Here is a 14,636-nt window from a genome sequence, read left to right as displayed (position 1 = left end):
TCCGGAAAATTTACAGATTTCTGCTTGACTTTTCTCATAGACGTTCCGGCTGTATGCGAAGGTTTTTTGGCGCGATAAGAAAATTGCGCAGCAATTTTAGCGCCAAAAAACTTTGGGTGAAGTGAGCCGTGGGAAGCGAAGCTGACCTAGGCGAACGGAACCCTGGAGGGCCGAAGGCCCGGAACGCAGACAGACCTGTTATACGAAGTGCCACTCTTACGTCGAATCTGTGCGGCATGGATGCCGCACAGTATTATTGCTTTGTAAAGGCTGCATCAAATATTAGATATTCCGTTGGTTTTTTATCTATTGCGACATCTGGATTAGGATCATCAAATCCACTCATGTCAACTTTTACACGGTCTAAATGCAATATTATAGTATTATCTTTAAAAGAAAAATCATAATTAGTTGAACTTCCACCAGATTCGCCAACATTTTTATAAAATGGCATACCGTTGTTTGACAAATTAATTTTATGCTTTCTCTCAATTTGATATTTTGAGAAAACTCTTTCATAATTACAATTAAAATAATAACCTGTTTCGTCCTCATATCCAACAAAAATATTTGTATCTTCAGTAGGAAGCCAATATTTGATATCAATATTTTCATTCAATAAAATATTGACAGATGTAAATTTGTATAATCCAAGAAATTCATCAATATCAGTTTGCGTCATTGGTTCATTGACTAGATAACCACTAAATACCCAACCGATTGTTCCATTTACTTCAATTTGATACCAGTTTCCTTGGATTCCGTCAATTATCCAAAATCCATCATCATTCTTTAATAATACATTCACCTTTTGTTTGTCAGGCAATAATAATATTTTCTCGCCATTAGGAGTTTTTCTTAAACGTAAACCTTCCAATGAGTTGACATACATTTCTGCTATAACCTGTATAGATTGATCATCTGCAACACTTACATCATTTGTTGACTCATTTTCTTTAGAAACATTTGTTAATACTATTTCATTAGGACCAGATGATTCTTTTGAGTTACAAGCCATAACTGCAAACATTGTTATAAAAGAGATAAATATACAATTCTTTTTCATAAGTTTCCCCTTCATTATATTTACCATATATTTTATATTGTTTCAAGCGTGGCATGGATGCCACGCTTCTTCCGAACCATTTCAAGAGTGGCATTTCGTATAACTTATTTTTATACGCAATACACTTAAACCCCCATCACTGCTATATAAACGAATGCGTATATATCTTTTTTTGGAATAAATATCACCCTTCGGTTTGTTGAGGCATGCAGAAATACTATTTAGTACATCCTGTGGTTTATTATTGTTTACCTCTAGCGAATCGCTATAAAAGGCGGGTCATCCCGGGAGAGGTTCCTCCGCAAGAATCCGGAGCCCTGATGGATGGACCGGAATATCCATGCCCATCCCCGAAGCGGTAAATTCCTCGCCGCTCAAAAGATCCCGCCACCGGCCGCGCCCGGCGTTCCCCAGGGCCTCCGGAGTAATATGGATGGCAGCCCTTTGTTCCGCCGCATTTACCACCACAAGGATACGCTCATTCCCGGTTTCCCGCATAAAGGCGTACTGTTCGTGGGCTCTGCTCAGTTCCCGAAAGGAACCTTCCCGCAGGGCTGCGCTTTTTTTCCTGAGCCGGATAAACCCGGCGATACTTCTTTCCAGGTCATTCGCCCCGGCGTCTTCCAGAGCTTTTCGTATTGCCGGTGAATCCCAGGCCGGCCGGAGGGGGCTGTCGCTGTTGGGGAAGCGCTCGCCGGATATGCCGTACTCACTGCCGTAATAAACGGAGGGTATCCCCGGCAGGGTAAAGAGGAGGCCGTAGAGGGGAAAGAGGTGCGTCTTGTTTTTAACCACGCTGGCAATGCGGTTCACATCGTGGTTATCAGCAAAGCTGTAGAGCGGGATGCGTTGGAAACTGCCCTCGGGACCGAACTGGCGATTCAGGGTCCAGGAAAGCTCGTAGAAATTCTTATCATTAAAGCTGGACCAAAGGCTTTTGTAGAGTTCATAGTTGGTCACCGAGTCGAGCCGGGTTCCCGGCTTAACACCGCTGCTGCCGCCGGTCCACCGGGTGTAATCTCCGGCTACCACTTCGCCCATAAGCCAGAAACCGGGCTTCAGTTTTTTGCTCCGCGCAGAAAGCTCATCCAAAAAATCCGGGAGCAGGAGATCCGCCGCGTCCAGCCTGAGGCCGTCAATATCGAATTCCTTAATCCAATATTCCGCCGCATTTAAAAGATGATCCCGAACTTCCCGGTTATGGCCGTTTAATTTTACTAAGTCATAACACCCGTGCCACCCCTCATAGCTAAAGGAATCTCCCTCCGGACTAGGGCGGCTGAAATCAATATTGGCAAACCAGTCCCGGTAAGCCGAGGCGCTTCCCCGGGCCTGTAGATCCTTAAAGGCGAAGAAATGCCGCCCCGTGTGGTTAAACACCGCATCCAGAACTACGGCGATCCCCGCCTCGTGGAAGCGCTCGACCAGGAGGCGCAGCGCAGCGTTATTGCCGATCCTGCGGTCCACGTGGTAGTAGTCCAGGGTATCATACCCGTGGGCGGTGGATTCAAAGACCGGCCCCAGGTAGAGGGCATTCACCCCCAGATCCAGCAGCCGGGGAATCTGTTCCGTAATAGACCGCAGTCCCCCTCCGGCGGGGCAGGAAAAATCATTCCGTTCCGGTGCGCCGCAAAAGCCCAGGGGGTAGATGTGATAAAAAACCCGGTCCGTCATTTTCCGGCTATTCATATACCTACCGTTAGGTATATTAGAATCACAAAAAACCATATCTCTGTCCATGATAAAACTCCTATGAAAAAATTCCGTGCATATACTGGTGAACTATTCTGAAACTGAGATGATCAGTCAGCTTGATTTCATTATTAATGGTGAGGACCGAAAAGGTTTCCAGCAGGCCCATAAAAGTTTCCGCGTAGATCTTCTGCCGTCCCTTCATATTACCGTGATCCTTAGCAGCGGCGCTAAAAAGTTCTTCCAGGGCCCCCGCCAGGTTCCGCCGAAGTTCCTTCCCCGCGGAAAAAGCTTCGGTTTCCGGAGGCGCGGAAAAGAGGCTCATCATCAGGCGGTAAAAATCCGGCTTATCCCCGGCAAATTTGATGGTAAGCCGAAAAAGGCCGGTCAGGTTCATAACCAGATCGTGGTTGTATGCCGCCGCGTTTCGGGTACTTTCTAAAAGTGCAGCGCCATACTCCGCCACAATAGCCTCCAGAAGCCCCTGTTTGCTCCCAAAGTAATAGTACAGCGTAGGCTTAGTAATCCCCGCCTGGGTGACAATCTCCTGGACCCCCGCCGCTTCGTATCCCCGAAGGGCAAAAAGAGCGAGAGCGGTATCCATCAAATGTTCCCTGGTATTCTGAACCTCGTCCATAACCCTAATATACCGAACGGTAGGTATAATGTCAAGCGGCTTTTTCTAAATAACCACGTCCGTGAGGTTCGTGGTTGAATTTGGAATTCCTATTAGTTGGTAAGGTGTTGTTTCCCGCTCCTATCCAGCAGCGCCCGTATATTCCCCGTGGTGAAGCCCATGGGGCAGACGGTACACCATGCGCGGGGGGTGAACAAAACGCCGAAAACAAAGGCCAGGACGGTGGCGACTTCCATGAACACCAAAACGGTGTTTCCTAAAAAAGTCACGCCCTTAGGGATGGAATAGATGATCAGGGTGATAAAGCTTCCCATCATCAGAGCCCAGAGTATCCAGCGAAAACCGGTTTTTTTCAGGAACCCCGGTTTGGGCAGGTGCAGGCAAATCCGCTTGGTAAAGGTGGCGATAAAGGAGCCCCGCGGGCAGATCCGGGCGCAGTGCATCTTCCCCCGGCCGGATAGGGCGATGCCAATGGGGGTGAACATACAGACAAAACCGTAGAGCCCAAAGGGTTTCCAGATATTGGCTATGGTTATCCAGACAATGGTGATAATCCAGCTCCACCCCTGGAGGCTCGGTATCCAGGGCTGATGATATTTGAGCCGGCGTTTTTCCACAGGCTTCGACATAGTTTGATCAGACATGGTTTATTCCTATAAATAGCATAGTAATTATATGATATAATAGGGTATATCCGCGCCTTTGGCAAGAGAAATTTTCCAGGGAGCAAGGGTAAACTGGTGCCGGGCACCCCGAGCTCTTACAAAAACCGTGCGCTTATAGCGGTGAAGTCGTTGTCGATCTTCATCTCATCCAGTATCTGGGATATCGCTCCCTGGTGATGCACCGTATGTACCAGGAGCTGGCTCAGCACGAAGGACAGGGGAACCATGTCGCCGGTGAACCACTTGGTCTGAATTTTCAGATCCCCATCACTGAGGGAGTTAAGAATATCGACCAGAGCCTGGCCTGCCTTTTCGCTGAAAGTCTTGATTTCCTTCCACTGGGTTTCGGTTAACACCCCCTCGGGAAGAGTCTTGGCATCAGGCAGGGACAGCGATTTCGCCTTGTAGTCAGCGGGCAGGGATGATTGCAGGACCCCCAGGAAGATGCCCTGGGCCCCGGCTATGTGCCGGAAAAGTTCGGAAAGGCTCTTGTAGTAGCCTCCACGGTCCTTTTCCCGGTATTCATTGGAAAGCGTGTCCAGCAGTGCAACAATTTTCTTGTCCTTATCCTGCAGGTATTTCGCATGGGTTAGAAAAATCTGTTTCATTGTAATCTCCTCAGGGGTAAGTATACCTTGTGATGAGGGCAGGGGCTATACCGACCGCGTAAAAGAGTGCCGGGCGCCTTTTTGCGGTATTCGCCTTTTTAATTGTACCGAATTCGGTATAGTTATAATCGGGGTTATAAAGGGGTTCCCCAAATTTCCGAGTATTCAATTTGTTCCATCCGATTCAATTAATAATTCCTGGATTAACTTTGTTAATTTTTCAATATCGCCGTCTATGGTACCTGACATATACCTTTTGTAAATATTTTCATTGTCTGATGGACTTAAATCAAGGGGATAACCCTTTTCAAGCGCAAGGACTCGTAGGAATTCTCTCTGTGTCCTGCCGTTTCCTTCCCGGAAAGGATGTAAGTAATTTATGCTGTCTAAAATTACCGCAAGGGTGTGAGAGACAGCGGGAATATCCGTAGCGTCCAATTTGCGATAGTCTCTAATAAGGGTATCAATATGAGAAAACCCGGTATCAAAAGAAGTTATTGGAAAAAAGGGATTGTCCTGCTTGCTGATATTAACGGTCCTTTTTTCCCCTGCCCATTGATATATATCCTGAAATATATATTTATGAATGTCGAGCAGGGTTTTTGATCCTTCTATGGGGATATGGTTTTTCGATAATTCTACTAAGCGGCGGGAAACTTCAAAACTTTCTACAACAGTTAAAAGATTGCGATCCGATATATCTTTCAAGTTTCGCAATATTCCGGTCTTTGGGTCGGTATAGTTATAATCGGGGTCTATGTATTCGTAGTTATCCCTCATAAAACGCCTTGTATAATTTCAACTAAATTAGCAGGACTGATTTTCCCTTCGCTATAATCCCGGTAAATTTCCAGCAGGGCGGGAGTAGGTTCAAAGCCTTCGAACATATTGGATCCGATGGCGCTTGATACCCGGTTTAGGGTTTCTAAATCAGGAAAACGGACTCCCATGATGGTCAGGTTTTGGCGGTCTACTTCCAGTGGTTTGTATGCCATAATTGCGCTCCTTCTCTTGTAATAATCGTATTATTACTCAACTTTTTCTGTTCAAACATTAAATTTTTATAGTGCCTGGCACCTTTATCTATATCCTTCAAGAAATTTACTATACGAAGTAGTACCGACTTTTATGTATTTATAAACAAAATCGCTCATTTATAGTTTATTATACCTCCGATTATTATGGGATAAATGAATCTAATTGATGATTGTCTATAATCTCATCAATCAACTCTTTGCTCCAGACCAAACCCAAATAAGTATTTTCTTTTTTCTCTCTATCAAAATTCATATGTGCAGAATAAACTCCTATAAATGCATATGCATTAGAAAGATGAGTATAATTAGGGAATATTCCATTTATTATATTATTTCGTTTACATGCGATCACAGGACTACCGGACATTCCTTCGTGTGTAATCCCATCAACTAAAAAGGCTCTTCCAAAAATATTATCAAAATAATTTTCATCGGGTTCTGTTGCTATTGTTCCTTTTTTCCAGATTGGTGTTTGCCTACCAGATTTTGATGCAGTATGCCCAAATTTTTTATATAAAAACCCAGTACCACTAGCTAATTTATGACTTCGATGATTTTTACCCATACTTCCATTATCATAGATAATCACTAAAAGTAATGGAATATGAGAATATACTGATATCATATAAAACTCCAAAAGTAATTTAAATTATGTTTTTTTAAAATAATCCTGGATTCTTTTCCTTCAATACACAAATTTTAATTCCTCATGGCAGTTTATTAGGGTTGGCAATTGCCACAATCCTTTTTTAAGTCGCTCATACAAATCATTTTCATCCGTCCATAGAATATTGTTATATTGACGAATATCAAAATGTAGTTTTTTTTCTTCGTCTTTTCGACAACACCAGATGACCGGGATATTAAGGCCAATCGCATAACCGGCTTCAAAATAAGCGCCTTGATTTTGACCCGTAGCATCCGCAATTACAAGGCCGCTATTTCGTATTTCATATTGTATTTCCATTGTGATAAGATTAATATGTTCTTTTTCGTCAATTCTTACCGGCTGGAAGCCAACATCTTGAATAGCTTGCTTAATTGCATCACGAGCTTTATTCATAGTCTCGTTAAATGACATGGCAATAAATACCTTTGACAGACGAGTAGAATTTATAAACTTTTCAATCTCTGAAAATCCATCTAGTGTTATTTTAAATGGATATATCAGACGTAGAGTACCATCACCATTGTATTTAACCTCACCAGAAAGCCAATTTTTTGAAATCATTGCTTCTAAAATAAATCCTAATTCCTGTTCATTCTGCACAAAAAAATGATAATAATATAATGGGTGAATACGCTGACCATAATTCGGATATTCTCGATATAAGGACAGTAAAGACCTTTGTTGTATTTCCAATATATTTGCTGGAAAGTTATTAAGAAACTGATCTATCGTACAAGATCGGTATAAATGGCTGTCTCGCCAATTTATAGGTTTTTCATTATTTCCAACTATTGAACATTTAAGGCCCATTAAGTGAGATTCATAGCATAATGAAATAAACTTATAATGCAATTCAATGCTATTTTTCATAAAATTATAAACAGTATCAGAAATATGTAATTCACCAAAAAGGTCGCTAGTAAGAACCTGGATATAAGAATTACCAGAATCATGATCATTCCCAGGATACCACTGTTGTCCACAAAATTCTATTTGTTCTGCCATTTTTAAAAACCTCCTCAATTCCCATTAGTATTAAGACTTTAACTCGAAAAAGAATATTATAACTTTGTCAAATAATCCTTTGTTTTGATAACAAATTCCGGCCATTCCAGTAAGCCATTAGTAACCATATCCAATTCATCTTCTATACTGTTAAGGAAACGACCCTTCACGGTATTTTTATCAATAATATTCCGATTATTATCAAAAAGTTCATGTAATAAGGTACGATTAGGAGACCTTTCACCGTTCAACAGCTGCTCAATTTTATTGATAAACATCGTATACTGTTCTCTATGTTTTTGTTTCTTAGTTTTTTCCAGAAGACCATATTTCACCTGTAATTCCTCAAGGCCCTCATCTAGCTTTTCCAATACCAAATCACGATCCGATGGATCCCATACAGTCCCATTTGAGAAAGCATAGATTTTTGTTAAATCCCACAGGACAGCTTGAAGTGTTTCATTAACTTCGTCTTTTAGAGTAAGGTTCTGAATATCATAAGGTGCTAAGGGGTTTCCATCAAAACGTTTTACATTAGGAATATTCCCTGCCAATAATTTTTGAAGCTCAATAACAGCTTTTAATGCGTTTTCAGATTTTTCCATGAGCCAAGGCCCCATATCATGCGGAAATTGCTCTGATTTAATAATGGGAAAATCATCATCCATTCTCATTTCTATATGCTCCTACTTATAATTTCTATTTCCATGCTGCTGTCTCATAGTTTCCAGAGTTTCATATTTATTATGTGGGGAGGAAAAATTTCTACGATTTTATTGAATATGGTAAGTCTTTTTATATAAGGGGAAATATTGGTAGAATATTTTTGTATTAATGCGTCTATCTGTTCATCGGTTGCCTTATTTTTGACCCGAACGCTCATTTCTTATCCCCCTTCACCTTGAGTATATCTATACCTTATGATAGCAAGCCACGACCCGCCCCGCTACCCTGATGTCGCCCAACTCCATCCCGGAGAAACGGCGTGGTTCATAGGAGGGATTTGCGCTGATCAAAATTATGGCTTCCGGGGTGTTGAAGTCTACCCGCTTGACCACAAGGGAATTGCCGATGGACACGACATAGATACCGTTCCCTTCTTTGATTTCGGGGTGGAAAATGACTATATCCCCATCGTTTATGTGTTCCCCTATCATGCTGTCTCCGGCCACATGGACGGCTAGAAGGCGATCCGGGTGATGGGAGCCTATGAGGGAGCGGGGTATCTGGAAATACTGCTTTTCAGTGTAGTCCGGTACATCTACACCATGCCCTGCGGCGGCTTCCTGTTCCAATAGTTTAATCTCTACGGTGTCGTTTTCAAGACCGGATGGTCCTTTCCCGTGAATTAGCCAATTAAGGTTCACATTGTAGAGAGCGGCAAGCTGTTCCAGCACTTCACGGGGAGGCTTTTGGGTTCCCCTTTCAAGGTGGTAACTATGGGAGCGAGAAATGCCGATGCTTGCGGCAAAGGCCGATTTTGATAGGCCGGACTTTTCGAGGATAAATTTGTATCTTTCCGCTTCGGTTCTCATTGACTGCCTTTCGATGATTGTATATAATTTATATACATTATGATAGTATATATAAACGGAATGATTTTGTAAAGAGGGTTTGTAGAATAATATGGCAAAGATTCTCGTAGGAACCTGCGGATTTTATTATACCGACTGGCTGGGCCCGGTGTACCCCCTGGGGACTAAAAAAGAGGACTATCTCTCCCGGTATGCGGAGCGGTTTAATACGGTCGAATTGGACTACACCTACTATTCCATGCCCCAGGCGGCAAATTTGGCAAAAATGCTCGTAGATGGGGGGTCTGACCTGACCTTTGCTATGAAAGCGCATCAAACATTGACCCATAAAATTAACCCTGCTACTTGGAAGGGGGATGCCGAAACGTACCGGGAAGCCATAGAGCCGGTATTGCAAGCCAGACGCTTGGAAGCGGTTTTATTTCAGTTTCCGTATTCATTCCATTACACCCCTGAGAACCGGCGCTACTTGGGGGATGTACTCTCCTGCTTTCAGGGTGTGCCGCTGGCGGTGGAGTTCCGGGTAGCGGAATGGTATCACGCCAAGGTTATTGAGGGGATGCGGAAACAGGGGGCGGCGCTGGTGTCCCTGGATATGCCGGATTTAGCGAAACTCCCCCCTACTATGGACGTGGTTACGGCGCCCTTTGCGTATGTCCGGCTCCATGGGCGGAACACCGGGGCTTGGTGGGGGTCTGATGAGGTAGCCCGGTATGATTACCTCTATACCGATAGGGAGCTTGAAGCCTGGATTGACCGGATAAAGCGGATTGAAGTACAGGCGGATAAAATTCTGGTTTACTTTAATAACCACGCACGAGGGCAGGCGGTACAGAACGCTCAAACACTGATAGCGATTTTGGAAAGATCGGGAATGGGAGGAAAGGACATGAACAATGGGGAACATAAACCGGGCGGTTTGCCATCTTAATATCATCGGGTTTCGGGCGGCGGTGGCGGCCCAAAAAGACACGGCGATCCGGGGGCGGCCCTTTGTCATTGCCGGGGCTACGGGCGGCCGGGCTTTGGTTTTGGACTTATCGCCTGAAGCGCTACAGGAAGGGATTAGCCCCGGCATGGCGCTTGCGGCGGCGGAACGGCTGGTAAAGGATCTGCCGGTATTGGCTCCCGATCCTCCGGCTTATTCGGCCATGAATAAGGAATTAGAAAAGATCGCCTCGGTGTATGCACCGGTTTATGAGAATGATCAATTTGGTAATCTGTATTTGGACCTGACCGGGACGGCTCGGCTGTTCGGGCCTGCGGCGGATTGTGCAAGCCGCATCCTGCGGGAAATGTTAGAACAGGTCGGGATACGCCCTGCGGCGGTTACGGGGCTGCGGGAGATTGGGGAATTGGCTTGCCTTTCTGATGGGGAGGCGATTTCGCTTTTCGGGAAGTATGGGCGGCGGCTCCGGGATACGGCACGGGGCATCGATGATAGCCCGGTGGAAGCTGCTTCTCTGGGGGAGCGGCGGATAGAAAAGCATTTGGACTTTGCGGAGGATACTATAGATTTTGACACCATCCGTGGCGGGCTTATGCTTCTGGCGGAAACGGGCGGTATTGAAATGCGGGGGCAGAAATGGGGAACTGCGATAGTGATGCTGCACGCCGTGTACGCTGATGGGGTCCGGGTAGAGGGGCAGGAAAAACAACGGCGACTTTGTGTTACGGACAGGGATATTGCGGCGGCGGCGGAACGGGTTTATATAAAAGTGGTGGTACGGCGGCTTAGGATACGGAGTATCATGCTGACCCTGGGGGATCTCCGGCCCCTGGGGTGGACACCTGATTTATTTGAAATAGCGGAAGATACAAAACAGCGGAAGCTACAGGAAACGGCGGACAAGGTAAGGAACAAATTTGGTTTCAATATATTGACCACGGCGGCGGTTTATGCAGCTTCACGCCAGGGGACCGCTATAGCCTTACCGGGTAGACAAAATGCGTGAACGGCTGGGGCTTTGTTCGGCTTACTCATTGCTTTACGGGGTACGGAAGCCGGGGGAACTTATAGAAGGGGCTAAAGCCCTGGGTGTTGATACCCTTAGTTTTACTGATCGGGATAATCTTTACGGGCTTCCGGTTATTCTGGAAAAAGCGAAGGAAATGGGAGTACGGGCTATTATCGGCGCCTGCCTGACAGTTCCGGGGAAGGGTCTCGTGTATTGTTTTGTCCGGGATAGACAGGGATATTCCCGGCTCTGCGAACTGCTGACGATGAGAAACCGGGATACGAAAAACTATAGGCCGGTATCATTACTGCGGCAAGATTCTACCGGATTAGTGTTGGCCTCCTCTGATGAGATTATTTTGGAAGCCCTGGCAGGTCGGGCTCAGTCCCTGTATGCGGCGATAAGCCCCGATTCCCTTGGAATAGTAGGTCCCAGCCGTAGGCTTGGTATTCCACTGGCTTTTCTGGATACCGCTCTCTTTTTAGACAAGACAGATTATCCGGTTCACCGGGCTTTGCGCGCTATGGACTTGGGTAAAACGGTGGGGAATTTACGTGAAGGGGATACGGTTAAAAAAGACAGCCATTTGCTCTTGTCTGATTCGGCGCTGGCGGGGCGCTTACGATCCTGGCCGGAAGCGGTGAAGGGAACAAAGGAAATGAGCGCCGCTTGTACCTACAATGAATTATTTGAGAACTGGATTTTCCCCGGATACACCGCGGATCGAGTACCGGGGGAAGAACTATACAAACGGGTAATAGATGGTGCGGCGGCCCGGTATGGGGAATTGGGGGACGCTGAACTATGCAGAATTGAGTATGAATTGGGGATTATTGAAAGTAAGGGATTTGCATCTTATTTTCTTGTCATGGATGATATTGTCAAGATGGCTAATGGAACCGGAGGGTATAACCGGACCTGCGGGCGTGGGTCGGGAGCGGCGTCTATTGTATCGTACAGTTTGGGTATTACCAATGTTGATCCGATACGGCACAATTTGTATTTTGAACGGTTTCTGAACCCGGCGCGGCCTGATCCTCCGGATATCGATGTGGACTTTGCCTGGGATGAACGGGACGATTTAATCAAAAAAGTAATAGAACGGTTTGGAACGGATCACTGCGCCCGTGTTGCCAATCACAATATGTTCAGGCCCCGGTCGGCGTTTCGGGAAGCGGCAAAGGCGTATGGTTTTGGGGACGCTGAAATTTCGCGGATAGAAAAACAGTTATTTCATTTTAATGACAGAAGCAGCATTAGTGATCCGTTATGGCTTGAAATATTAGATATTGCGAAAAAGATTGAAGGGCTGCCCCGTGGGTTATCGATGCACTGCGGCGGCTTGGTGATTACGCCGGAACGGATAGACCGGTATGCACCGATAGAAAATTCTTTAGAGGGATATCCCCTTTTAAGTTGGGAGAAAGACGGAACGGAAAGCGCAGGGTTTGTAAAAATTGATTTACTCGGTAATCGTTCTTTAGCGGTTATCCGGGACGCTCTGGCTAATTTAGAGGAACAGGGCATTATCATTGACCGGGATACCTGGCGGCCTATTGAGGATGGGCCTACGGTGGCGGCCCTGGCCCGTGGGGATAGCATGGGGGTGTTTTATATTGAAAGTCCGGCTATGCGACAATTACAGAAAAAAACCGGGGCGGGGGATTTTGAGCATATTGTTATTCATTCCAGCATTATACGTCCTGCGGCGAATAAGTTTATCAACGAGTATGTCAGGCGGCTCAAGGGCGGGGAATGGGCGCCGCTGCATCCACGGTTGGCGTATATCCTGGATGAAACCTACGGGATACTTTGTTACCAAGAGGATGTGAGTAAGACTGCGGTTGCGCTTGCAGGATTTGATGAAGTTGAGGCGGATAAGCTGCGGAAAGTGATTGCTAAAAAGGCAGGACTTAAACTTGCGGCCTATGAAAAACAGTTTTTTGATGGGTGTAGGAAAAACAGTGTTACTGACGAGGTGATACAAAATATATGGGATATGATGTTGTCTTTTGACGGGTATAGTTTTTGTAAGCCCCATTCCGCTAGTTATGCAATGGTGTCGTTTCAATCGGCTTATTTGCGGGTCCATCATCCGGCTGCATTCATGGCGGCGGTCCTTTCCAATCAAGGCGGGTACTATCGGCCCCATGCGTATATTGCAGAGTGTCGGCGTATGCGTCTGCGGGTGCAAGGACCGGACATCAATAAAAGCTGCCGGCGTTATTACGGGGATGGGAATACGGTGGTTGTGGGGTTTATGGCGATTAAGGGGTTGTCTACTTCCGGAGGGGAATTGATTATTACGGAGCGGGACCGGGGCGGTGATTATAAGAGTCTTGGGGATTTTGCAAGGCGGGTTACATTGGGGCGTGATGATATTATTGCGCTCTGCCCTGCGGGGGTTTTTGATACGATTGCGGAGGGGCGGGAACGGTCCCTGCAAGCACGGGAATTATTAAAGGCCCATACGGTGGCGGGCAGAAGGGGACAGGATGAATTATTTGCCGCTGAGGTAACGCCGGTTTACCGAATCGGCGGGGCGGCTGCATTAGCTCCGGTTAAGAAAAAAACCAGGTATAATGAGTTGTGGGAAGAATATCGGGCTTTGGGGTTTCTGCGGACCCTACACCCCTTGGCATTGTGGAAGGATAAGGTTTTAGCGGCGCGGCGTATTAAGGCGGTTCATATTGGGGAATACCTGGGGCGGTATGTCTGCCTTGTCGGGTGGCAGGTAACCCAAAAAGAGGTTTGGACTAAGGACGGGCTTACTATGTCTTTCCTGACCTTTGAGGATGAGACCGCGTTGTATGAGACGGTTATTTTCCCGAAGGTGTATGACAGGTATAGCCGACTACTGTTTGACCAGGCGCCCTTACTGGTGTATGGGCGGGTTTGCGAGGATAACGGAGCGGTCTCGGTGGAGGTAGGGCGGGTGGAAGAGATGGAATAGATACATTATTTCAAAATTTTGAGCGCAGAAATAATGCAGCATTGCTGTGATTTATGGTTGTTCCGGAGGTTCGTCATTTTCTGGTTTGGTTTCAAAGTTGGCACGGAGAAAAACTTCCTTGCCTTCTTCTCTTAACGAATTGCTCTCTTTCTTCCGGTATTCAATAAGTAGGTCCAGATGCTGCAAAACAAAATCCTGGGAGTTTTCGTCTAAATTATTAAAATGATAAATAATCCGTTCCAGCCGTTCATTCTGCGGATTATTGAAGTATCATCCATCCGCTTGTTGCTTTTCATGTTTTCCTTCGTAATTTAAAGGAGCCTTGTACTCCTTATATATCCGGTACTTCGACTAAAAAAGACCAGCCGGGTAGAACCGGGCGGTTATCCGCCCGGAGCCCCCACGGTTACTGTGCCTGAAGCAACTTACGCAGCACGCTGCCGGACCTAAAAGACACCAAGGGAAAGAAGGGGCCATTATATATTTTTCTTCCCCTCTTCCCCTTTGTGTTCCTTCGAGTCCTGCAAGTTCCTGCGGAACTTGCTCGTGGTTCAAATTCTTCGTTTGGCGCCTAGCACCCTTGGGTTGCCATTTCGTTGGTCTGGTCCTTGTTGAAGCGGATGTGCTGGTTCTGGAAGTCCCGGATGGCGCCTTTGCGGGCGTCCACCAGGTCCTGCTTGCCCGCGTTGACCGAGGGGCTTTTCTCCTGGATGGCGTACTCGTTCCAGGCGGCCATGAAGGTGGCCTGGGCGGTCTTCAGGGTGGAGACTGCCAGGGTGGGCAGCCCCAGGACGGCGGCGAATTGGTCGA

The 14,636-nt window shown here is 46.2% G+C and carries 15 protein-coding genes; 3 read left to right on the top strand and 12 right to left on the bottom strand.

Annotated elements, in window-relative coordinates; all coding sequences use genetic code 11:
- Positions 1 to 253: 253 nt before the first annotated feature.
- From LQZ19_RS16375 to LQZ19_RS16325, 11 genes are all read right to left on the bottom strand, one after another.
- On the bottom strand, positions 254 to 1,066 hold the full coding sequence (locus LQZ19_RS16375; protein WP_411048763.1) for an SH3 domain-containing protein: 813 nt from the start codon (positions 1,064 to 1,066) through the stop codon (positions 254 to 256).
- A 279-nt stretch (positions 1,067 to 1,345) separates the two neighbouring features.
- Entirely contained in the window at positions 1,346 to 2,755 is a 1,410-nt protein-coding gene (locus LQZ19_RS16370; protein ID WP_411048762.1) for an alpha-amylase family glycosyl hydrolase, read from the bottom strand.
- Between the two features lie 61 nt (positions 2,756 to 2,816).
- A complete protein-coding gene (locus tag LQZ19_RS16365) occupies positions 2,817 to 3,395 on the bottom strand; it encodes a TetR/AcrR family transcriptional regulator (RefSeq protein ID WP_411048761.1) in 579 nt (192 codons plus the stop codon).
- A gap of 92 nt (positions 3,396 to 3,487) precedes the next feature.
- Positions 3,488 to 4,039, bottom strand: a complete 552-nt coding sequence (locus LQZ19_RS16360; RefSeq protein ID WP_411048760.1) for a 4Fe-4S binding protein — start codon at positions 4,037 to 4,039, stop codon at positions 3,488 to 3,490.
- Positions 4,040 to 4,155: 116 nt separating this feature from the next.
- The gene (locus LQZ19_RS16355; protein ID WP_411048759.1) at positions 4,156 to 4,668 is read right to left on the bottom strand and encodes a DinB family protein; all 513 of its coding nucleotides are present in this window, start codon (positions 4,666 to 4,668) and stop codon (positions 4,156 to 4,158) included.
- A gap of 165 nt (positions 4,669 to 4,833) precedes the next feature.
- Entirely contained in the window at positions 4,834 to 5,376 is a 543-nt protein-coding gene (locus tag LQZ19_RS16350) for a Fic/DOC family protein (protein WP_411048758.1), read from the bottom strand.
- Between the two features lie 68 nt (positions 5,377 to 5,444).
- The gene (locus LQZ19_RS16345; RefSeq protein WP_411048757.1) at positions 5,445 to 5,663 is read right to left on the bottom strand and encodes an antitoxin VbhA family protein; all 219 of its coding nucleotides are present in this window, start codon (positions 5,661 to 5,663) and stop codon (positions 5,445 to 5,447) included.
- A gap of 184 nt (positions 5,664 to 5,847) precedes the next feature.
- Positions 5,848 to 6,330, bottom strand: coding sequence for a hypothetical protein (locus LQZ19_RS16340; protein ID WP_411048756.1), 483 nt, complete (start codon positions 6,328 to 6,330; stop codon positions 5,848 to 5,850).
- Positions 6,331 to 6,390: 60 nt separating this feature from the next.
- A complete protein-coding gene (locus LQZ19_RS16335; protein WP_411048755.1) occupies positions 6,391 to 7,380 on the bottom strand; it encodes a hypothetical protein in 990 nt (329 codons plus the stop codon).
- 56 nt (positions 7,381 to 7,436) lie between these two features.
- A complete protein-coding gene (locus LQZ19_RS16330; protein WP_411048754.1) occupies positions 7,437 to 8,048 on the bottom strand; it encodes a hypothetical protein in 612 nt (203 codons plus the stop codon).
- Positions 8,049 to 8,291: 243 nt separating this feature from the next.
- Positions 8,292 to 8,915 (bottom strand): LexA family transcriptional regulator, encoded by a 624-nt coding sequence (locus LQZ19_RS16325; protein ID WP_411048753.1) that lies wholly within the window; start codon positions 8,913 to 8,915, stop codon positions 8,292 to 8,294.
- 91 nt (positions 8,916 to 9,006) lie between these two features.
- Here LQZ19_RS16325 and LQZ19_RS16320 point away from each other — a divergent pair, with 91 nt between their 5' ends.
- The 3 genes from LQZ19_RS16320 to dnaE are packed head-to-tail and all read left to right on the top strand — an operon-like array spanning position 9,007 to position 13,826.
- Complete coding sequence (locus LQZ19_RS16320) at positions 9,007 to 9,846, top strand: DUF72 domain-containing protein (RefSeq protein WP_411048752.1); 840 nt, start codon at positions 9,007 to 9,009, stop codon at positions 9,844 to 9,846.
- Entirely contained in the window at positions 9,812 to 10,870 is a 1,059-nt protein-coding gene (locus tag LQZ19_RS16315) for a DNA polymerase Y family protein (RefSeq protein ID WP_411048751.1), read from the top strand. The genes LQZ19_RS16320 and LQZ19_RS16315 overlap by 35 nt, the downstream gene beginning before the upstream one ends.
- Positions 10,863 to 13,826, top strand: coding sequence for a DNA polymerase III subunit alpha (gene dnaE / locus LQZ19_RS16310; protein ID WP_411048750.1), 2,964 nt, complete (start codon positions 10,863 to 10,865; stop codon positions 13,824 to 13,826). Before LQZ19_RS16315 ends, dnaE begins: the two co-directional genes overlap by 8 nt.
- A 571-nt stretch (positions 13,827 to 14,397) precedes the next feature.
- Here dnaE and LQZ19_RS16305 read toward each other — a convergent pair.
- Positions 14,398 to 14,636 (bottom strand): hypothetical protein (locus LQZ19_RS16305; protein WP_411048749.1); only part of this gene is annotated, 239 nt, incomplete at its 5' end.

It is taken from the genome of Treponema primitia (genome assembly GCF_046533075.1).
Classification (GTDB): Bacteria; Spirochaetota; Spirochaetia; order Treponematales; family Breznakiellaceae; genus Termitinema; species Termitinema primitia_B.
This window is presented reverse-complemented; position numbering and strand designations above follow the sequence as displayed.